Annotated in this window: 20 protein-coding genes and 4 pseudogenes; 16 read left to right on the top strand and 8 right to left on the bottom strand. The window is 57.5% G+C overall.

From position 1 onward, the window contains the following. Positions 1-55 precede the first annotated feature (55 nt). Together msrB and msrA are read left to right on the top strand one after the other, a co-directional pair. A complete protein-coding gene (gene msrB, locus AAAB35_RS26725) occupies positions 56-550 on the top strand; it encodes a peptide-methionine (R)-S-oxide reductase MsrB (protein ID WP_340671359.1) in 495 nt (164 codons plus the stop codon). Positions 551-568: 18 nt separating this feature from the next. After that, positions 569-1258 carry a peptide-methionine (S)-S-oxide reductase MsrA gene (msrA, locus tag AAAB35_RS26720; RefSeq protein ID WP_340671358.1) on the top strand — a complete coding sequence of 230 codons (690 nt, stop codon included), beginning with the start codon at positions 569-571 and terminating at the stop codon, positions 1256-1258. Between the two features lie 56 nt (positions 1259-1314). Here the strand turns inward: msrA and AAAB35_RS26715 are convergent, their stop codons facing one another. Both AAAB35_RS26715 and fumC read right to left on the bottom strand, forming a co-directional pair. Then, positions 1315-1692: a DoxX family protein gene (locus AAAB35_RS26715; protein WP_340671357.1), complete on the bottom strand. Its 378-nt coding sequence runs from the start codon at positions 1690-1692 to the stop codon at positions 1315-1317. Between the two features lie 108 nt (positions 1693-1800). Beyond that, positions 1801-3192 carry a class II fumarate hydratase gene (gene fumC / locus AAAB35_RS26710; RefSeq protein ID WP_340671356.1) on the bottom strand — a complete coding sequence of 464 codons (1392 nt, stop codon included), beginning with the start codon at positions 3190-3192 and terminating at the stop codon, positions 1801-1803. Between the two features lie 153 nt (positions 3193-3345). Here fumC and AAAB35_RS26705 point away from each other — a divergent pair, with 153 nt between their 5' ends. The 3 genes from AAAB35_RS26705 to AAAB35_RS26695 all read left to right on the top strand — a co-directional run bounded on the left by AAAB35_RS26705 (position 3346) and on the right by AAAB35_RS26695 (position 4964). Further along, positions 3346-4122 (top strand): helix-turn-helix domain-containing protein, encoded by a 777-nt coding sequence (locus AAAB35_RS26705; RefSeq protein WP_340671355.1) that lies wholly within the window; start codon positions 3346-3348, stop codon positions 4120-4122. A 72-nt stretch (positions 4123-4194) separates the two neighbouring features. Then, positions 4195-4605 (top strand): SRPBCC family protein, encoded by a 411-nt coding sequence (locus tag AAAB35_RS26700; protein WP_340671354.1) that lies wholly within the window; start codon positions 4195-4197, stop codon positions 4603-4605. Between the two features lie 5 nt (positions 4606-4610). After that, a complete protein-coding gene (locus AAAB35_RS26695; RefSeq protein ID WP_340671353.1) occupies positions 4611-4964 on the top strand; it encodes a VOC family protein in 354 nt (117 codons plus the stop codon). Positions 4965-4972: 8 nt separating this feature from the next. Here the strand turns inward: AAAB35_RS26695 and AAAB35_RS26690 are convergent, their stop codons facing one another. Together AAAB35_RS26690 and AAAB35_RS26685 are read right to left on the bottom strand one after the other, a co-directional pair. Next, positions 4973-5650: a glutathione S-transferase family protein gene (locus AAAB35_RS26690; RefSeq protein WP_340671352.1), complete on the bottom strand. Its 678-nt coding sequence runs from the start codon at positions 5648-5650 to the stop codon at positions 4973-4975. 59 nt (positions 5651-5709) lie between these two features. Beyond that, on the bottom strand, positions 5710-6270 hold the full coding sequence (locus tag AAAB35_RS26685; RefSeq protein ID WP_340671351.1) for an NAD(P)H-dependent oxidoreductase: 561 nt from the start codon (positions 6268-6270) through the stop codon (positions 5710-5712). A 91-nt stretch (positions 6271-6361) separates the two neighbouring features. Here AAAB35_RS26685 and AAAB35_RS26680 point away from each other — a divergent pair, with 91 nt between their 5' ends. From AAAB35_RS26680 to arsH, 6 genes and pseudogenes are all read left to right on the top strand, one after another. Further along, positions 6362-6769 (top strand): helix-turn-helix domain-containing protein, encoded by a 408-nt coding sequence (locus AAAB35_RS26680; protein WP_340671350.1) that lies wholly within the window; start codon positions 6362-6364, stop codon positions 6767-6769. Between the two features lie 61 nt (positions 6770-6830). Further along, entirely contained in the window at positions 6831-7190 is a 360-nt protein-coding gene (locus tag AAAB35_RS26675; RefSeq protein WP_340671349.1) for a metalloregulator ArsR/SmtB family transcription factor, read from the top strand. Next, positions 7183-7707, top strand: a complete 525-nt coding sequence (locus AAAB35_RS26670) for an arsenate reductase ArsC (RefSeq protein WP_340671348.1) — start codon at positions 7183-7185, stop codon at positions 7705-7707. The genes AAAB35_RS26675 and AAAB35_RS26670 overlap by 8 nt, the downstream gene beginning before the upstream one ends. 2 nt (positions 7708-7709) lie before the next feature. Beyond that, a pseudogene (gene arsB / locus AAAB35_RS26665) lies at positions 7710-8773 on the top strand (ACR3 family arsenite efflux transporter). Further along, positions 8770-9185: pseudogene (gene arsC / locus AAAB35_RS26660) on the top strand (arsenate reductase (glutaredoxin)). Before arsB ends, arsC begins: the two co-directional pseudogenes overlap by 4 nt. Before the next feature lie 49 nt (positions 9186-9234). After that, positions 9235-9884 (top strand): annotated as a pseudogene (gene arsH / locus AAAB35_RS26655) (arsenical resistance protein ArsH). A 60-nt stretch (positions 9885-9944) separates the two neighbouring features. Here the strand turns inward: arsH and groL are convergent. The 4 genes and pseudogenes from groL to AAAB35_RS26635 all read right to left on the bottom strand — a co-directional run bounded on the left by groL (position 9945) and on the right by AAAB35_RS26635 (position 13825). Continuing rightward, positions 9945-11588, bottom strand: coding sequence for a chaperonin GroEL (gene groL / locus AAAB35_RS26650; RefSeq protein WP_340671347.1), 1644 nt, complete (start codon positions 11586-11588; stop codon positions 9945-9947). Between the two features lie 63 nt (positions 11589-11651). After that, entirely contained in the window at positions 11652-11948 is a 297-nt protein-coding gene (gene groES, locus AAAB35_RS26645; RefSeq protein ID WP_340671346.1) for a co-chaperone GroES, read from the bottom strand. 535 nt (positions 11949-12483) lie between these two features. Continuing rightward, positions 12484-12795, bottom strand: a complete 312-nt coding sequence (locus AAAB35_RS26640) for a metalloregulator ArsR/SmtB family transcription factor (RefSeq protein ID WP_340671345.1) — start codon at positions 12793-12795, stop codon at positions 12484-12486. Next, positions 12792-13825 (bottom strand): annotated as a pseudogene (locus tag AAAB35_RS26635) (cation diffusion facilitator family transporter). Before AAAB35_RS26635 ends, AAAB35_RS26640 begins: the two are co-directional and overlap by 4 nt. Before the next feature lie 225 nt (positions 13826-14050). Between AAAB35_RS26635 and AAAB35_RS26630 the strand changes: the two are divergent. The 5 genes from AAAB35_RS26630 (at position 14051) to ileS (ending at position 20694) form a co-directional block, all read left to right on the top strand. After that, positions 14051-14899: a TIGR01459 family HAD-type hydrolase gene (locus AAAB35_RS26630; protein WP_340671374.1), complete on the top strand. Its 849-nt coding sequence runs from the start codon at positions 14051-14053 to the stop codon at positions 14897-14899. 8 nt (positions 14900-14907) lie between these two features. After that, entirely contained in the window at positions 14908-15888 is a 981-nt protein-coding gene (locus AAAB35_RS26625; protein WP_340671344.1) for a bifunctional riboflavin kinase/FAD synthetase, read from the top strand. 40 nt (positions 15889-15928) lie between these two features. Continuing rightward, positions 15929-16546 carry a glutathione S-transferase gene (locus AAAB35_RS26620; protein ID WP_340671343.1) on the top strand — a complete coding sequence of 206 codons (618 nt, stop codon included), beginning with the start codon at positions 15929-15931 and terminating at the stop codon, positions 16544-16546. Positions 16547-16659: 113 nt separating this feature from the next. After that, positions 16660-17502 carry a MipA/OmpV family protein gene (locus AAAB35_RS26615; RefSeq protein WP_340671342.1) on the top strand — a complete coding sequence of 281 codons (843 nt, stop codon included), beginning with the start codon at positions 16660-16662 and terminating at the stop codon, positions 17500-17502. Between the two features lie 273 nt (positions 17503-17775). After that, positions 17776-20694, top strand: coding sequence for an isoleucine--tRNA ligase (gene ileS, locus AAAB35_RS26610; protein WP_340671341.1), 2919 nt, complete (start codon positions 17776-17778; stop codon positions 20692-20694). The last annotated feature ends 126 nt before the right edge of the window (positions 20695-20820 follow it).

Genomic DNA, 20820 nt, shown 5'->3' with positions numbered 1-20820 from the left:
TATTTCCCTGCAGAATACCGAATATCCTCGGTATCTTTATGCTGGGAGTTTCCTCATGATGACACGTCGAACGCTTTTTGGCGGCGCGATCGCAGGGCTCGGCGCTCTGGTCGCGACGCGCTTCGCGAATACACCCAAGGCCACGGCGGCGGGCATGTTCGAGGTCGAGCACAGCGACGCCGAATGGAAAAAGCTGCTGACGCCAGAGCAGTACTACGTATTGCGACAGGAAGGCACGGAACGACCCTTCACCAGCCCGCTCAACCACGAAAAACGCAAAGGCACGTTCACCTGTGCCGGCTGCGATCTGGCGCTCTTCGATTCCGATACCAAATTCGACAGCGGCACGGGTTGGCCGAGCTTCTGGATAGCAATGAAGGGTGCCGTCAACGAGACGAAAGACAGTTCATTCGGCATGACTCGCACGGCCGTGGAATGCCATCGATGCGGCGGCCATCTCGGTCATGTTTTCGATGACGGACCAAAGCCGACTGGGCTGCGCTATTGCATGAATGGCGTCGCACTTAACTTCAAACCCGCTGCAGCTTGAGCGGTAAAGGATAACACCATGAAATCATATCATTTTCTGCTTGCTGCCGGGCTGCTGATATCACCCGGCTGCGCGCTTGCCGGCGAGGCCGTCACCATGGTGCCGCCGCCTGCGGTCGATCAGACGGCGTCGGCCAAGTCCGAAACCATCGTCCTTGCAGGGGGCTGTTTCTGGGGCGTGCAGGGTGTTTACCAGCACCTCAAAGGTGTGACGAGTGCGGTTTCCGGCTATGCGGGTGGCAAGAAGGAAACGGCGAGCTACGAGATTGTCAGCGGCGGCGACACCGGTCACGCCGAGTCCGTAGAGGTGACGTTTGATCCAAAGGTGGTCAGCCTCGGCAAAGTCCTGCAGGTCTATTTCTCGGTAGCGCATGATCCGACGCAATTGAACCGGCAGGGTCCGGATTCGGGTACGCAGTATCGTTCGGCTATCTTTACGACCAGCACCGACCAGGAAAAGATCGCGAAGGCCTATATCAGCCAACTCGACAAGGCGAAGGCCTATCGGAAGCCCATCGTCACCCAGATATCGACGTTGGAGAAGTTCTACCCGGCCGAAGGCTATCACCAGGACTACGCGACGCTGCGTCCATCGCAGCCGTATATTGCCTATAACGATATGCCGAAGATCGAGAACCTTGGCAAATACTTCCCGAGCGACTATCGGGAAAAGCCCGTGCTCGTCGGCGAGGCGAAGCCATCCAACTAACCAGAGACAAGAAAAAGGCCGCCCGAAGCGGCCTTTTTCATCGATTGTTGTTTTGATCAGCCACGCTTTGCGTCTATCGACAGGGCGCCGGCGCCATACTGGGCGAGAACGAAGAAGCCGCCTGCGATGGCGAGGTTCTTGAAGAACTGCGTACCTTCAAATGGCGAGAAATGCCCAACGAAAGCAGCGCCAATCGTGAACAGGCCGAGCAGTATCGCAGCATAGCGCGTCTGGAAGCCGACGAGGATGGCTAGGCCGCCGAGAAGTTCCACGAGACCGACGATGACCGCAGACACTGTCGGAAGGGGAAGGCCCTTCGAGGCGAAATACCCAGCGGTGCCGGCAATCGCCGTCAGCTTGCCGAAGCCGGCTGGAATAAACAGGATCGACATCAGAATACGGCTGATCAGCGTAACGATTGCATTGTTGGACATGAGGAAATCTCTCCAGGGTTTGTCGTGACAGCCCAATAGCTAGATTCGATTGTCAAACAAAGCCACTATTTTCTCGACAGATTGTTCACAATAGAATGATTTTGCCAATCATTCAGGCGCGATCATCCGTTCCGCCCGGACAAGGCGATCATAGTCCTCCGCCGAGACGTGTCCGCTTGCGAGGGCCTCCTCGCGCAGTGTCGTGCCGTTCTTGTGGGCCGTCTTTGCGATCTTGGCTGCATTGTCGTAGCCGATTGCCGGGGCAAGCGCCGTAACGAGCATAAGCGAACGCTCGAGCAGGTCCTTTATGCGTACCTCGTCGGCCTCGATACCATCGATGCAATTGTCGGCGAAGGACACCATGGCATCGGCGAGGATACGGATCGACTGGAGCACGTTCAATGCCACCACCGGCTTGTAGACATTGAGCTCGAAATGCCCCTGGCTGGCGGCGATGGTCACTGATGTGTTGTTGCCGAACACCTGCGTCGCAACCATGGTCAAGGCCTCGGCCTGGGTCGGATTGACCTTGCCCGGCATGATTGACGAGCCCGGTTCATTTTCCGGAAGCTTCAGTTCGCCAAGACCCGAACGTGGACCTGACCCGAGGAAGCGGATGTCATTGGCCATCTTGAAGAGGTCGGTGGCCAGTGAATTGAGGCTGCCGTGAAAATTTGTAAGCGCGCCATGGCTCGCCAATGCCTCGAACTTGTTCGGTGCCGTCTTGAAGGGCAGGCCGGTGATGTCGGATACGGCCTCGGCAAAAGCTGTGTCAAATCCGATGGGCGCGTTCAGGCCCGTTCCCACTGCAGTGCCGCCCTGGGCGAGGAGAAAGATATCGGCAAGGCTCTGCTCGATGCGCTTGCGCGCATATTCGAGCGAGGCGCGGTAACCCGAAAATTCCTGACCGAGGGTGACCGGGGTCGCATCCTGTGTATGCGTACGTCCGATCTTGATGATATCGGCGAAAGCCTTCTCTTTCTTGAGCACTGCTTCGGTCAAGTGGTTCAGCGCAGGGAAAAGGCGATGCGTGGCTTCGATTGCCGTTGCGATATGAATTGCCGTCGGGAATGTATCGTTGGACGACTGGCTCATATTGACGTGGTCATTCGGGTGGACCGGCTTCTTCGAGCCCATCGTGCCGCCGAGCATCTCGATGGCACGGTTGGAAATGACCTCGTTGGCATTCATGTTCGACTGCGTACCGGAGCCGGTCTGCCAGACGACGAGCGGAAAATGATCGTCGAGCTTGCCTTCGATGACTTCCTCTGCGGCAACGGTGATCGCGCGACCGACGACTTCATCGATCTTGCCGAGCGAGAGATTGGTTTCGGCAGCTGCGCGCTTGACGATACCGAGTGCCCGAACCAGCGGAATCGGCATTCTTTCGCCACCGATCTTGAAATTGTGCAGCGAGCGTTCGGTCTGCGCACCCCAATACCTGTCGGCTGCAACTTCGATTGGACCAAAAGTGTCTGTTTCCGTACGGGTAGAACTCATCGTGTCATTTTCCTGGTGGGAGTTGGCAAGAGCACTACTGCGAAGCTCCCCGGGAGGCAAGGTTTGGCGATGGAATGTTGGTCTGGAATTCGCCGGGCTTTCGGATAAAATCGATTAAGCGCTTATGATCAATCAACATTAGCGATGCGGCGCGTGAAACAGTCAGGCACTAAACCCATTCCTGCGCATACCGCCGGACACTATCGCGAGTTCTCGCCGATGGTGGCGCTTCGGCCGCATTTCCTCTGCACCTGGAACCACGCGGGTGTCCACCAAGCGATGGCGCCGGTCGCGGTTTTTCCGGATGGCTGCGTGGACATTCTATGGTCGGAGGGCAAGCTTACTGTTGCGGGACCCGACACGACCCCGCACATCGTCGATGGTTCGCTGAAGGATATCGTCGGCGTTCGCTTTGCTCCCGGCGCCGCAAGCAGGTGGCTCGGCCTCCAAGTTTCCGAACTCGTCAACCTGCGCGTTGATCTCTCCGAATTATGGGGAACGCGCGCCGACGCTCTCGCCGAAAGGCTTGATGCGGCCACGACAATCCGTGACGCCACCGCACGCCTTGAAGCTGCCCTGTCGGATATCGCTCCGGGCATAACATCGCCCGACAGGGCCATTAGTGCTGCCTTCGACAAGCTTAAGCACTCGCAAGATAATGTGGCGATTGCCGATCTGACGTCGATGCTGAATGTGAGCGAGCGCACCTTACGTCGGCAGTTTCTGCATAATTTCGGTTATGGGCCGAAGACATTGGAGCGCATCCTCCGATTCCAGAAGTTCCTCAGGCTCGGCAGGCGCGAGCCGCAAGGCGGAATTGGCGCTCTGGCATTCGACGCGAACTATGCCGACCAGGCCCATTTGAGCCGCGAGGCCAAATCCCTTTCAGGTCTTTCTCCTTCGGCGCTCCTGCAGCACCTCGCGGCGTGAGTGGCCGTTTTGTTCAAGACAGAAAGTCGTTAGGCGCATAAACTTGGTATCCGCAATTTGGGGAGGACAAGCATGGTTACGCATGAAGCGAGGACCCTTCAGATTTCAATCGGGCGCAACTGGAAGGATATATATGACTATGTAAGCGTCCCAGAAAATCTGCCGCAATGGGCCTCTGGCCTGACATCAGGCCTGCAGAAATCCGGCGACGAATGGCTGGCCGATGGACCCGCGGGCAAACTCAGATTGCGCTTTGCGCCAAAGAACGAAGTTGGCGTCCTCGACCATTGGGTAATCACCGAGACGGGAGAGGTGGTCTATATCCCGCTTAGGGTGGTGCCAAACGGCGATGAGAGCGAGCTCATTTTCACGCTCTTTCGTCTGCCGGGCATGGACGACGAAAAATTCAATGCGGACGCTGCCTGGGTTAAGCGCGATCTCAACGCACTCAAGGATTTGCTCGAAGCACAACTGATAGGATGAAGACAATGGCCAGTCCAGGCAGGGACAAGTGTATCGACTATGTCGAATTCAGTGTCAGCGATATTGGCGCTGCGCGTCGTTTCTATGGCGATGCCTTCGGCTGGACATTCACGGAATATGGTCCAAGCTATTGCGAGTTTTCCGACGGTCATCTCAAAGGTGGCTTCACGACTGAAGGCAAGCCACATCCGGGCGGCGCCCTCATCATTCTTTTCGCCGAGGATCTTCAAGGAACCCTCAAGCAGGTCGAGCAAGCCGGAGGCAAGATCACCAGGCCTGTTTTCAACTTTCCCGGCGGCCGGCGCTTTCACTTCGCCGACCCGGATGGATATGAGCTTGCCGTATGGTCAGATAAATAGCTGGCGGATCAGCGCCCAAGCCTCAAGATGTAGGCGTCGTACCTTTCCAGGAATGCCCGCAACAACTGCGGATATTCCGGCGTCACCGCCTTGCGAACGCTTGGTCGCGCTGCAAGCGCTTCACGCCAAGCACGCACTTTCGGATAATTGGTAATCACACCCAGATCCGTGATCGCATCGAAGGTATCGAAATAGCGGAAGACCGGGGCAAAAACCGCATCGACAAGACTGAAGCTTGAACCGGCGAAGTACGGACCGTCGCCAAGTACCTCTTCGATGCGACCGAACTTTTCGGTGATCACCTTGCGCTTTTCCTCGAAAACCGCGGCATCCTTGGTCGTCTCCAGGCCCCAAATGTCGGAAAGGATCGAGGATCCGTATTCCATCCAGCCGCGATGGCGCGCCCGCACCAACGCATCGGCCGGATGAAGTTTCGGTCCAGGCTGCGATTCGTCGATGTATTCAGCAATAACGGAACTCTCAAACAGGATCGCCTCGCCGCCATTGGCCTGCGGGACACTCAGCAGTGGCACCTTGCCGAGCGGTGAAATCTTGAGGAACCAATCGGGCTTGGCTGCAAGGTCGATGTAGATCTTCTCGAAAGGAACTCCTTTTTCGGCGAGCGCAATGGCCGCACGCTGAACGTAGGGGCAGAGTAAATGGCTGATCAGAACGAGTGACGGCATGACGATAGTCCTCCGGGTGAGCCAGGTGGGCGATCGCCGTACGACCGCCCGCCAGTCGATCAGGCGGCGCGGGCGGCCTTCAAGGCATTTGCCCACCAGACGAGCTGGTCGAGCTGGTTGGTCGCGGCTTCGTTGAGATGCGCGTAATCGCCGAGCTTCTTTTCGCCCTTGATGACGGTGAGATACTCAGGATAAGCGATATGGACGCCGGTCTTTACGGAAGCGGACCCCATTTCCACAAAGATGAGGCGAAGGTGCTCGATGGCACGCGCACCGCCGACACCGCCGTAACCAACGAGGGCGACGGGCTTCTGGATGAAGTCACCGAGGTCGATGGCGTTCTTCAGGACGGCGGTTGGGCCGTGATTGTATTCGGCGACGGTAAAGACGAAACCGTCAAATTCGCGCAGCTTCTTCTTCCAGCGTTCGGCGGTTTCATTCTGGGCGTTGGTGGTGCGCTCTTCGCCAAAGAAATTCATTGGATAGTCAAGGAGATCGATGATCTCCACCTCGACATCGCCGCGCTGCGCCGCGACATCGGCAATCCACTTGGCAGGAAATTCTGCAAAACGGCCGATGCGGGTACTGCCGACGACAACGGCGATCTTGGTCTTGGACATGGTCGGAAATCCTTCGTCTTGGGGGATGGTAACTAATAGTGCCCGGCGCTATATAAGTGACTGTTTGGAACGCCTACAAGGAGGCACTTTTGTGAAACTAGATCACTTTCAAGTAACCTCCGCGTGCACTGCGGTTAACCACATTTTGGCACGCGTTGGCGACAAATGGACCGTTCTCGTTGTCAATTACCTCGGCAATAAATCGATGCGCTTCAATGAGTTGAAGCGGACGATCAATGGCATTTCGCAGAAGATGCTGACAAGCACGCTGCGCGGGTTGGAGCGCGACGGTTTTGTTACGCGCACCGTATATCCAAGCATCCCGCCGCGCGTCGATTATGAACTCACCGATCTCGGCCGCGACCTGCTCGTGCCAGTCCGTGCCCTTGGTGATTGGGCGATCCGCAATGAACAGCGCGTCGCCGAAGCGCGTGCCCGGTTTGACACCGCCCACGCCGGGAAGGGCGATCATCCGCGGTTCGCGGACGCTGCTGAATAGCACTTTATTCGCTGATGTAAGGAGGCTTGACGTATTTCAATAAATCTGGTTTTCTAGATATATGGATATTAATAATGCACTTGAAGCGCTTGGCGCCATTTCACAATCCACAAGGCTGGATATCTTCCGCTTGCTCATCAAGGCAGGAGACAAAGGGCTAGCTGCGGGTGAAATTGCAGAGGCCATATGCGGACGGCAAAACACCACCTCGACGAATCTTGCCATTCTTGCTCGATCCGGATTGATAAACGCGGCACGGGATGGCCGGAACGTCATCTACCGCGCGGACTACGCTGCGATGCGTGATCTCATCGCCTTCCTGCTTGAGGACTGTTGCGGAGGGCGGCCCGAGATCTGTGCGCCTCTGCTGCAGTCATTGTCGTGTCTCAACACAACATCCGGAGCCTGCTGTAATGCCTGACGCTTATAACGTCCTGTTCTTGTGCACAGGCAATTCAGCCCGTTCGATCCTTGCAGAATCCATCTTAAATGCCGAGGGCAAGGGCCGATTCAAGGCTTACTCTGCCGGAAGTCAGCCCAAGGGAAAGGTAAACCCGATGGCTCTGAAAGTTCTGGAAGCCATGGGCTATCCGAACGAGGGATTGAGCTCGAAAAGCTGGGATGGCTTTGCGGCACCCGGCGCCCCGCGGATGGATTTCATTTTCACGGTCTGTGACGATGCTGCAGGAGAGTCATGCCCTGTTTGGCCAGGTCATCCCACGACCGCCCATTGGGGGATCGAGGATCCCGCGCTCGTCGAAGGCACCGACATCGAAAAGGAGGCGGCGTTCTCCACAGCGGCGCGCTATCTGAAAAACCGGATCATGGCGTTTCTCAATCTGCCGCTTGCATCGATCGATCACATGTCTTTACACGCGCATCTGCACGATATCGCCGCGCTCGATGGATCAACGTCCTCCAAGGCCCAGACCGTCTGATCATGTCCGTTTTCGAACGTTATCTAACCCTTTGGGTTAGCCTCTGTATCATTGCCGGCATCGGACTCGGCCACCTGATACCGGGCTTTTTTCAAGCGGTCGGATCGGCAGAGATCGCCAAGGTCAACATCCCCATTGCCGCGTTGATCTGGTTGATGATCATCCCGATGCTACTCCGGGTCGATTTCGCAGCTTTGAGAGGAGTAGGGCGGTTCTGGCGCGGCATAAGCGTCACGCTTTTCATCAACTGGGCCGTAAAGCCATTTTCCATGGCGCTTCTCGCCTGGCTGTTCATCGGTTGGCTTTTCAGGCCCTACCTGCCGCAGACGCAGATCGAGTCCTATATCGGCGGTCTGATCATTCTTGCCGCGGCACCGTGCACGGCCATGGTTTTCGTCTGGTCGAACCTAACAAGAGGGGAACCTAATTTTACCTTGAGCCAGGTGGCGCTGAACGATGCCATCATGATCGTGGCTTTCGCGCCAGTGGTCGGTCTGCTGCTCGGGCTATCATCCATTGCGGTGCCATGGGACACGCTGGTCATCTCCGTCATCCTCTACATCGTTACACCCGTCATCGTAGCGCAGATCCTTCGGAGCCATATCCTGGGCGTGAGAAGAGGTGCTCTGGACGATGTTCTGAAAGTGATCCAGCCCTATATTCCTTGATTGCACTTCTCGCCACGCTTGTTCTTTTGTTTGGCTTTCAAGGCGATCAGATCATTGCACAGCCGCTGGTCATCGCATTACTCTCTGTTCCGATCCTCATTCAGGTCTACTTCAATTCCGGCCTGGCCTATCTGCTCAATCGCCTCGCGGGCGAGCAGCATTGTGTTGCCGGTCCCTCGGCGCTGATCGGCGCCAGCAACTTATTTGAATTGGCAGTTGCCGCCGCCATCAGCCTCTTCGGTTTCACGTCGGGAGCAGCGCTCGCCACGGTTGTCGGCGTGCTGATCGAAGTGCCGGCCATGCTTTCAGTCGTGTGGATCGTCAATCGCAGCAAGGACTGGTACGAACGCGGCTCGGCCGTGAGCGGTAAACTGAAACCCGAGAGTGTGTCCCGATGACTATCACGATTTATCATAATCCTGCCTGTGCCACGTCGCGCAATGTCCTCGAAATGATCCGCCAGAGCGGCGAAGAACCCGAGGTCGTCAATTATTTGAAAACGCCGCCGGACCGGAAGAAGCTGATGGAACTGGTCGCAGCGATGGGCGGCAATATTCGTAGTCTTCTGCGTGAGAAGGGAACGCCCTTTGCTGAGCTCAACCTGAAGGATCCGAAATGGAGCGATGACCAACTCATCGGTTTTATCGGTGAGCATCCGATCCTCTTGAACCGTCCGATTGTCGTTACTCCTAAGGGGACGAAGCTGTGCCGTCGTCTGAACTGGTACTGGAATTACTGGACAATCCCACGGAACAATTCACCAAGGAGGATGGCAAGGTTATAATGTCGAAGGGAAAGGGCCGTGCGTGACCTCCCTAACGTTGACAGTGGATGCTTCGATGCGGTCGATAGGGCAAAGCTGTCCGTCCCGTTCTCAGATCATTCACCGCGTATCCTTCTCCTCTATGGTTCGCTTCGCGAACGATCCTATAGCCGGTTTCTCGCGCGAGAGGCTGAGCGCCTGTTGAAAGCCTTTGGGGCAGATACGCGAGTGTTCGATCCTTCCGGTCTACCGCTCCCCGATGGAGCGCCGGTCGATCACCCCAAAGTCCAGGAACTTCGTGAACTCTCGCTTTGGTCGGAAGGACAGGTCTGGGTCAGTCCCGAGCGGCACGGCGCGATGTCCGGCGTGATGAAATCACAGATTGACTGGATCCACTTGCCTTGGGGTCGATCCGCCCGACCCAGGGGCGGACGCTTGCAGTCATGCAGGTTTCCGGCGGTTCGCAGTCTTTCAACGCCGTAAACCAGATGCGGGTTCTGGGACGCTGGATGCGGATGATTACCATCCCCAACCAATCGTCAGTCGCCAAAGCCTACCAGGAATTTGACGAGGCCGGGCGGATGAAGCCGTCTTCCTATTACGACCGGGTTGTCGACGTGATGGAGAAATTGGTAAAATTTACACTTTTGACACGCGCCGCATCATCCTACCTAACCAACCGCTATAGCGAGCGCAAGGAGAACGCGGCGAAACTGGAAGAGCGCGTAAAGCTAAACTCCATCTGAACGAAACAAAAAAGGCGGGTCGAAACCCGCCTTTTCCGTATGTCGCTGGGACAGGACTTCTTAGAAATCCATACCGCCCATACCGCCCATGCCGCCGCCTGGCATTGCAGGAGCAGCTGATTCTTTCTTCGGAGCTTCAGCAATCATGGCTTCGGTCGTGACGAGAAGGCCAGCTACCGATGCAGCATCCTGCAGGGCCGTGCGAACGACCTTGACCGGGTCGACGATGCCGAGCGCGATCAGATCGCCATACTCGCCGTTTGCAGCGTTGTAGCCGTAGGTTTCCTTCTTGTTGTCGAGGATCTTGCCGACAACGATCGAAGCTTCATCACCTGCGTTGGTAGCGATCTGGCGAGCCGGAGCCTGCAGTGCGCGACGAACGATGTTGATGCCGGCGTCCTGATCGGCATTGGCACCCTTGAGGGTAAGACCAGCCGATGCACGCAGGAGTGCAACACCGCCGCCAGGAACGATACCTTCTTCAACAGCCGCACGGGTTGCGTTGAGGGCGTCGTCGACGCGGTCCTTCTTTTCCTTCACTTCAACTTCCGTTGCACCGCCAACGCGGATAACGGCAACACCGCCAGCGAGCTTGGCAAGACGTTCCTGCAGCTTCTCACGGTCATAGTCGGAAGTGGTTTCTTCGATCTGCTGCTTGATCTGGCCAACGCGGGCGTTGATTTCGCCCTTCTTGCCATTGCCGTCAACGATCGTGGTGTTTTCCTTGGTGATCGACACCTTCTTGGCGCGGCCGAGCATGTCGAGCGTAACGCTTTCGAGCTTGATGCCGAGATCCTCGGAAATCACCTGACCACCGGTAAGGATGGCGATGTCTTCCAGCATGGCCTTGCGGCGATCGCCGAAGCCAGGAGCCTTGACAGCAGCAATCTTCAGGCCGCCGCGCAGCTTGTTGACGACGAGGGTTGCCAGGGCTTCGCCTTCGACGTCTTCGGAGATGATGACGAGGGGCTTCGAGGTCTGCACGACAGCTTCGAGAACCGGCAGGAGGGCCTGAAGGTTCGAGAGCTTCTTCTCGTGGAGAAGAATGTATGCGTCTTCGAGGTCAGCAACCATCTTTTCAGGGTTGGTGACGAAGTATGGCGACAGGTAGCCGCGGTCGAACTGCATGCCTTCGACGACTTCAAGCTCGGTGTCAGCGGTCTTGGCTTCTTCAACCGTGATAACGCCTTCGTTGCCAACCTTCTGCATCGCCTTGGCGATCATTTCACCGATTTCGGATTCGCCGTTGGCAGAGATGGTGCCAACCTGCGCAACTTCTTCCGAGGTCTTGATCTTCTTGGCGCTCTTGCCGAGCTGCTTGACGACTTCAGCAACGGCAAGGTCGATGCCGCGCTTCAGATCCATCGGGTTCATGCCAGCAGCAACAGCCTTGCCGCCTTCCTGAACGATAGCCTGGGCCAGAACAGTTGCAGTCGTGGTGCCGTCGCCGGCAATGTCGTTCGTCTTCGAAGCGACTTCACGAACCATCTGTGCGCCCATGTTCTCGAACTTGTCTTCAAGTTCGATTTCCTTGGCAACAGTCACACCGTCCTTGGTGATGCGCGGAGCGCCGAAGGACTTGTCGATGACAACGTTACGGCCCTTCGGACCAAGCGTAACCTTGACAGCGTCTGCAAGGATATTGACGCCGCGCAGCATGCGCTCACGCGCGTCGCGGCTGAATTTGACTTCTTTGGCAGCCATTTTATCTCTCCTGGGATTGAACCCGGTTTGATTTAAATTCGTAGATTGCGGGATGCCCGGCGATTAGCCGAGGATGCCCAGAATGTCGGATTCCTTCATGATCAGCAGGTCTTCGCCGCCGATCTTGACTTCCGTGCCGGACCACTTGCCGAACAGGATCAGGTCGCCTGCCTTGACATCGAGCGGTACGAGTTTGCCGGACTCGTCACGAGCACCGGTGCCTACGGCGATGACTTCGCCTTCCTGCGGCTTTTCCTTGGCAGTATCCGGAATGATGATGCCGCCAGCAGTCTTTGCTTCGGATTCGACGCGGCGTACGACGACGCGGTCATGAAGCGGGCGGAACTTGGTTTTGGCCATGGTTAGAACCCTTGATGTTGGTGTCAAAACGATGTCGCGAACGGTAGGCCATTCGCGTTATTAGCACTCGTGTGGGGTGAGTGCTAACTGGGAGCCGAGATAGTGGGGTGGGCTTGAAGAGTCAAGTGAAAGCATCATTGAAAATTGCTGCGAGCAGTTGTTGGAACGACGGAAAACTAAGGTAATCCCTCTTCTCGCATCCAAATGTGAAATGCCAATGACGTATCGTACAAAAATCCTGCCACATATCTTTTGCACATGCAGCGCCAATGAATGAAGCTATCATATATGAATATTACATTTTTTGAAAACGGCGCCGGCGGCTTTGAAGTCGATGTTGGGTGACAGGATGGTCAACTGAAAAGGCAGAAACCCGCAGCGTTGGAGGCGATAAGACGCGCGTGTTCCACGATGGCGGCAGCGCCGATGTTACCGCACCGAAGGCTGGAAGGAGACTGTCGCTGACGCCTTCGAGCTTTACCTGCAAGGCTTGATTATTACGGTGCGAACGGGAGCAGAGCCTGTTCAACCCACGTCAATCGTCGGTGGTCTCTTCACCGACGTGGTGCGCCATATCGACGAGCATGTCGCTGACATGCTTGTCGGCGAGTTCGTAGAAGATCTGTTTGGCCTGCCGGTTGCCGCGTACCAGGCGCGCACCACGCAACAATCTAAGATGATGGCTGACGAGCGATTGCGAGAGATCCAGGCTGGCGGCGATATCGCCTACTGACCTCGGCTCCTCGAGACAGAAAAACAGGATGCGCAAGCGTGTCGGGTCGCCGAGCAGGCGAAAGGTTTCGGCGAGCACCGTCAGTTCAGGCGCGGCAGGCGGATTTCCAGTCAATGTTTGTGCCCCGCATGGCTGTGGGCGTGCGCCGCGTGATCGTGTTGGCCGTGATCATGATCAGCTTCTCCGTGCCCGTGGCCGGAGTGGTCGTGATCATGATCGTCCTCGACTTCGCTGCCAAGGCAACAATCGCCCGGCGCATCCTCCGGCCAGTCGATGGCGATGGTCGAGTGCGCAATGGCGAATTTCTTAACAAGCTCGGCTTCGACCTGTTTGACCAGGAGGCGCGGATCCGTGTCGGGCGTCGGGCGCACATGCAATGTTGCAAGCGGTTTGCCCGAGGTAATCATCCAGACGTGAACGTGGGAAACTGCGGCAAGGCCGGATACCGTTTGCTGCAGGTGCTGTTCGATCGCTTCCGGCGTTGCATTGTCCGGGCGCCTTCAAGGAGAACGTGCAGCGAGTTGCGAAGGAGCGCCCAGGCACTGCGCAGGATCAGAAGGCAGACGAAGACGGACAGGATCGGATCGATCGGGGTCCAGCCCGTATAATAAATTACAATGGCAGCGACAATCGTGCCGACCGAGCCGAGGAGATCCCCCAATACGTGTAGCACGGCGCCTTTGATGTTGACGTGCTCGGTATCGCCGCCCCGCGTCAGTATCCAGAAGACCAGCATGTTGACGAGTAGGCCAATGGTGGCGACGATCAACATGGGTCCAGCCAGAACTTCGCCGGGATTGCGGAAGCGGTTGAAGGCTTCATACGCGATCCAGATAAGGATGGCGAAGAGCGCCACCGCGTTGATGAGGCCAGCAATGACCTCAAAGCGCAGATAGCCGAAGGTCCGCTTTTCATCGGCGGCTCGTCTGCCAAACCGGAAGGCGAAATAGGCCAGCGCCAGAGCGCCCGCATCTGTGAGCATGTGGCCGGCATCCGCAATCAGGGCGAGCGAGCCCGACATAAAGCCGCCCACGACCTCGACGATCATGAACGCAAACGTGATTGTGAACGCTATGAGCGTCTTCATCTCATTGTCGGCAGTAACCTTGGGCGTGTGATCGTGGCCGGCATGGTCGTGTGACATTATCGAACCTTTAGCAAACATATAAATATGTATTCATGTGTTTGATAGACGCGAATGAATGCTGTGTCAACGGCGATTATGCGCTCGCCAGCCAAGGTTTGAAGCCTGCTGTGCGAACATTTCACGCGCAACCGGCGTGACACGTTGGTGGCGATCAGCTAATCGAAGGCAATCTTGGACCTTTGTCGCAAAGCATTCTCGCTCAAAAGGATTGGCATGACCGACATGATACATTTGCAGCGCATCGACGCCTTGATAGATCGTTACGACGTGCTGCTGTGTGATGTCTGGGGCGTCCTCCACAATGGCGTAGATTCCTTCGCGCCTGCCTCCGCCGCCTTGCAACGGGCAAGGCAAGCCGGGCTTACAGTGGTTCTCATCACAAATGCACCGCGTCCCTTTGCCGGCGTTGCCGAGCAAATCCATGCGCTGGGCGTGCCTCAATCCGCCTATGACCGGATCGTCACGTCGGGTGACGTAACCCGAGAACTGATCCGCAATGCTCCACGCCGTGTATTTCATCTCGGACCTGAGCGGGATGAAACGCTCTATGATGGCCTCGACATCGAACTGGTCGAGGAGCGCGAAGCCGATGTCGTCGTCTGCACCGGCTTTTTCGATGACGAAACGGAAACGCCAGAAGATTATGCCGATATGCTGGTGCGCTTTCGCTCGCGCAATCTGCCGTTCATTTGCGCCAACCCGGATATCGTCGTCGAGCGCGGCGATCGCCTGATCTGGTGCGCCGGGGCGCTGGCCCGCGACTATGGGCAACTTGGCGGTCGCACGCTCATCGCCGGCAAGCCGCATCGCCCCATCTACGAGGCGGCCATTGCGGCGGCGGAAGACGTGCGCGGCTTGCCCGTCGAACGTTCGAGGGTTCTTGCCATCGGCGACGGCATGCTGACAGATATCAAGGGCGCTGACCTTTTCGAGATCGATGCGCTCTATATATCGGGAGGAATCCATGCGGGCGACTACGTGATGGGCGGCGTTCAGGACCTAGAAAAACTGCTGGCATTTCTTGCAAAGCATGGCAGCAATCCCGTTGCGACGATGCCCGCCTTGGCGTGAGAAGAGAAATGTCGATCCTGCGTCTGAATGATCCGTCCCACCTGCCTGACAAGCTCAAGGGCGCTGTCGTTGCCATCGGCAATTTCGACGGCGTGCATCGCGGACATCAGGCCGTGCTGGAGCGGGCGCTGGAGACGGCGCAGGCGGAAGGAAAGCCATCGCTGGTGCTGACGTTCGAACCGCATCCCCGCAGCGTATTCGTTCCCGACCAGCCGGTTGACAGGCTGACACCCGCCGCCGAGAAGGCGTCCATCCTGCAAGCGCTCGGATTCGATGCAGTCGTGGAATGCCATTTCACCGCGGCGTTTTCGCAATTGACGGCAGATAACTTCGTCGACCGAATACTCGTCGACGGCCTGGGCGCGAGCCGTATCGTTGCCGGCTTTGACTTCCATTTCGGCAAGGGCAGGCAAGGCGGTCCAGCGTTTTTGATGGCTGCCGGCGAACAGCGTGGTTTCCATGTGACGCTCGTCGATGCCTTCGGCGACGAGGGCGGACAGGCAATTTCCTCGAGCCGCATCCGCGAGCTTTTTGGCGCAGGCGAAGTCGTCGAGGCGGCCGGGCTCCTTGGCTACAGGCATCGCATTCGCGCCACTGTCATTGGCGGAAAGCAACTCGGTCGCACGATTGGCTTTCCGACAGCCAATATGGTGCTTCCGCCCGAAATCCATTTGAAGCACGGAATCTATGCCGTGCGGTTCCGCCGCGCCGACGGCACGCTCTATGACGGCGTTGCCAGCTTTGGCCGCAGGCCCACGGTGGATACCAACGGGGAGCCTTTGCTCGAAACCTATGTGTTCGACTTCAACGGCGATCTTTACGGCGAGACCTGTGCCGTTTCGTTCTTTGGCTATCTGCGTGGCGAGGAAAAATTCGATGGCCTCGAGCCGATGATGCAACAGATCCGGCGTGACGAGGAAGAAGCGCGAGCGCTTCTTCAGGGCGTCAAGCCACTCTCTCCGCTCGACCAGAAGATCAATTTCGATTGAATGTGGCAGGATCGTTTTAAATCAGCAGGAGCAGTGACCAATGATGCGATTGATCGGCATGCTGGATTCGCCCTATGTGCGGCGGGTTGCGATTTCATTGAAAATGCTGGACCTGCCGTTCTCCCACGAATCCGTTTCAGTCTTCAGCACCTTCGTCGCCTTTGCCGAAATCAATCCGGTCGTAAAAGCGCCCACCCTTGTGACGGAACAGGGCGTCGTGCTCATGGATTCCAACCTTATTCTGGAGTATGCCGCGCGCATCGCCGCGCCGGAGCTTGGACTCTCACCCGCAAAGATCGAGCACTTTACGCACGCGCAGCGGATCATCGGCCTCGCGCTCGCCGCTTGCGAAAAGAGCATACAGATCGTTTACGAGCATAGTTTGCGGCCCTCGGAAAAGCGGCATCAGCCCTGGCTCGACCGGGTGCATGGCCAGCTTGCGGAGGCCTTGCGGCTGCTCGAAGCTGAAATCGATCAGGAAAGCTCTTGGATCTTTGGGGATCGTCCGCTCCAGGCGGACATCACCAGCGCCGTGGCTTTCCGGTTTACCAGTGAGATGTTGCCGGACGTCATTGCGGCCGGTGACTACCGCGCTCTCGCGGCGCTATCGCAAAGGGCTGAGGCGACAGAGGCATTTCTTGCTTTCCCATTTAGCTAAGACGGCGATTTGGTAAATTGTTTACCATGTTGATCAATGCAATTTTATCTATCGCCCGATTAGCTACGCATATACGCTTGCCACCTTCCCAGACAGGCTCCTGGAGTTATTTCATGTCTATTCGTCTTGTTAGCGCTCTTGCGAGCGCAATAGTACTTTCAGTTTCGACGACTGCTTTCGCCGATGAATATTATTCCGACAATCAGACCCAGGCGAGTTCACGCGATGACCATTGGTGGTCCGGTGACTGGTACATAACCCTTGGTGCGAAAGGATTTGTCGCACCGAACTATGAAGGAGCAACGGACTACAAGCTGCGCGCGGCGCCTGTTATTTCCATGGGCCGTCCCGGCAGTTCGCTCAAGTTTTCTTCGCTGAATGATAATGCGTCGATCGGCTTCATCGACACGGGCGTATTCCGCGCCGGCGTCACCGGCAAGCTCATTACCGGTCGCGACTCCAGCGACTACGATGAACTGAAGGGCCTGAACGATGTCGACTGGGGTGTCGAACTGGGCGGTTTCGCCGAATTCTACCCCACCGAGAACGTTCGGGGCCGTGTGGAGGTTCGCCGCGGTATTGGCGCGCATGATGGCGTTGTCGCCGATTTCGCCATCGACGCCTTCACGAATCTGACCGATACCGTCCGGGTTTCGGCGGGTCCCCGCGCGACGGTGGCAACGAAGGACTATTTCAGGGAATATTACGGGGTGAATGCCAGCGAGTCCGCGGCATCGGGCCTCAAGCAATATTCGCCGGGCGGCGGGCTGAATTCGCTCGGCATCGGCGGTCAGATTACTTGGCAGACCACCGACAAAATCACGACCAGTGCCTTTGCCGAATATAACCGTTTGATGGGTCCGGCGGCAGATTCGAGCCTCGTGAAGGAGCGCGGCTCGCCCAATCAGGCGACCTTCGGCCTTCAGGCAACTTATCGCTTCGACTTCTCGCTCTGAGGATAGGGACAGGCGCGGCGCGAAGATTATCGCGCCTGCCTCTTTATTCCGCGGGCAGTGATTGATAAAAGCGCGGTCATGAAAAGCGTTTGCCGGCCCTGCGCAAGGTCCATACCTGTTTTGGCGATACGAATTACTGGCCCGGCCTTTCCGCGTTCCTGAAGCTTCGGCTTCGTGGTGCGGAAGGTCCGGGATAGCGCCATTGCGCTTCAATGTGATTGCTGAAATCCCTGCCTGCCGCGATGACGCGCGGGCCTTATACAAGTTGGAAAAATGACCGACACGTCCACGACACTTGACTATTCGAAGACACTTTATCTGCCGCAGACGGATTTTCCCATGCGTGCCGGCTTGCCTGCGAAGGAACCGGAGTTTGTCAGGCGCTGGCAAGACCTCGATCTTTACAGGAAGCTGCGCGAAGACGCGAAGGATCGCCCGCGCTACGTCCTGCATGATGGTCCTCCCTATGCCAACGGCAACATCCACATAGGCCACGCGCTCAACAAAATCCTCAAGGATGTGATCACACGCTCGTTCCAGATGCGGGGCTTTGACTCCAACTACGTTCCGGGCTGGGACTGTCACGGCCTGCCGATCGAATGGAAGATCGAGGAGCAATATCGCGCCAAGGGCAAGAACAAGGACGATGTGCCGATCAACGAGTTCCGCAAGGAATGCCGCGAGTTCGCAACCCACTGGATCAAGGTTCAGTCCGGCGAATTCAAGCGGCTAGGCATCGAGGGCGATTTCGATAATCCCTATACGACGATGGCCTTCCATGCGGAAAGCCGCATCGCGGGCGAGTTACTGAAGTTCGCCATGTCCGGGCAACTCTACCGTGGTTCTAAACCGGTCATGTGGTCGGTGGTGGAGCGCACCGCGCTTGCTGAGGCGGAGGTTGAGTATCAGGATATCGAGAGCGATATGGTGTGGGTGAAATTCCCCGTCGACAGTGGCTCTGGCGACCTCGGTTCGGCCCATGTGGTCATCTGGACGACCACGCCGTGGACGATCCCGGGCAATCGGGCCGTGGCTTTCTCGCCGCGCGTCGCCTATGGGCTCTACGAAGTAGCGGCGGCGGAGAACGATTTTGGCCCGCGTCCCGGCGAGAAGCTGATCTTTGCCGATGCGCTTGCCGAGGAATCGGCGGTGAAGGCCAAGTTGACCTTCAAGCGACTGCGCACGATCACGGCCGATGAGCTAGCTGCGATGACGCTTGCCCACCCGCTCCATGGCTTCGGCGGCGGCTATGATTTTGCCGTGCCGGTGCTTGTCGGCGATCACGTCACCGATGATGCCGGTACTGGCTTTGTGCATACCGCGCCCAGTCATGGCCGCGAGGACTTCGATGCATGGATGAACGCAAGCCGCGAACTCGAGGCTCGCGGAATCTCTGCGGCGATCCCGTTCACCGTGGACGATGCAGGCTTCTACACCAAGGACGCACCCGGCTTCGGTCCGGACCGCGAAGGCGGTGCCGCTCGCGTTATCGACGACAACGGCAAGAAGGGCGATGCCAACAAGTCGGTCATCGAAGAACTCATCGCGCGCGATGCCCTCTTTGCGCGCGGTCGCCTCAAACACAGTTATCCGCACTCGTGGCGCTCCAAGAAGCCGGTCATCTTCCGCAACACGCCGCAATGGTTCGTCTACATGGACAAAGACCTCGGCGACCTGACGACCTTGCGATCGCGCGCACTTGCCGCAATCGACGAGACGCGCTTCGTTCCGGCAGGCGGCCAGAACCGCCTGCGCGCCATGATCGAGGATCGTCCCGATTGGGTTCTGTCGCGCCAGCGCGCCTGGGGCGTGCCCATCTGCGTCTTTGCCGATGAAAACGGCAACGTCCTGAAGGACGACGCGGTCAATGCCCGTATCCTCGCGGCGTTCGAGGAAGAGGGCGCCGACGCCTGGTTTGCCGAAGGCGCGCGCGAGCGCTTCCTCGGAAAAAGGGCCAACGAGCCGTGGACTCGGGTGACGGACATCCTCGATGTCTGGTTCGACTCAGGGTCGACGCATGTCTTTACGCTCGAAGACCGGCCAGACTTGAAGTGGCCCGCCGATGTCTATCTCGAGGGTTCCGACCAGCACCGGGGCTGGTTCCACTCATCGCTGCTCGAAAGCTGCGGCACACGCGGCCGCGCACCTTACAATACGCTCGTCACTCATGGCTTCACCATGGACGAGGAAGGCCGCAAGATGTCGAAGTCCCTCGGCAATACAGTAACGCCGCAGGACGTGATCAAGGATTCGGGCGCCGACATTCTGCGCCTCTGGGTCATGACCACGGACTACTGGGAAGACCAGCGTCTCGGCAAGAACATCATCCAGACGAACATCGATGCCTATCGCAAGCTGCGCAACACGATTCGCTGGATGCTCGGCACGCTCGCCCATGACGAAGGCGACGAGATTGCCTATGCGGACATGCCGGAACTTGAAATGCTGATGCTGCATCGCCTTGCCGAACTGGATGAAGTTGTTCGCGCGGGCTATGACGGTTTCGAATTCAAGCGTATCACGCGCGCCTTGATCGATTTCATGAATGTCGAGTTATCTGCGTTTTATTTCGACATCCGCAAAGATGCGCTTTACTGCGATGCCCCTTCAAGTGTCAGGCGCAAGGCGGCGTTGCAGGTCGTACGGCATCTTTTCGATCGCATCGTCACATGGCTTGCTCCAATGCTGCCCTTCACCATGGAAGAGGCATGGCTCGATCTCCACAAGGACGCCGTTTCGGTGCATCTGGAACAATTCCGTGCGACGCCAGCCGAGTGGAGGAACGACGATCTTGCCGCGAAGTGGCGCAAGGTAAAGGATGTGCGCCGCGTCGTGACCGGCGCTCTCGAACTAGAACGCGCTGACAAACGCATCGGCTCGTCGCTCGAGGCTGCGCCCATTGTCTATATCGCCGATCCGGAATTGCTCGCTGCGGTCACGGACGTCGACATGGCCGAGATCTGCATCACCAGCGCGATCACGATCAGGGGCGAGGCCGGACCTGCCGATGCTTTTGTCACCGACGACGTCAAGGGAGCCGCAGTCGTGCCAGCACGCGCATCAGGCACCAAATGCGCACGCTCGTGGCGTTATACGCACGATGTCGGTTCCGATTCTGCGTACCCGCACGTTTCAGCCCGTGACGCGGCTGCGCTGCATGAATTGGCCAGGCTCGGCAGGCTGGTTGCCTGATGTATAAATGGCGGGGAGACAAGTTCCCCGCCATTGATCTGCTTGAGATTTCTGTTGGCTTGCTAAATACATCCGGTCTCATATAAAAGGCTGCCATTGAACTGCCTGATTTCTGGGGCAGGGCTT

Origin of the sequence: Phyllobacterium sp., assembly GCF_037994425.1 — a bacterium.
In the GTDB taxonomy this organism is placed as follows: domain Bacteria; phylum Pseudomonadota; class Alphaproteobacteria; order Rhizobiales; family Rhizobiaceae; genus Phyllobacterium.
Note: the sequence above shows the minus strand (reverse complement) of the source record. Positions and strands in the feature narration are given on the sequence as shown.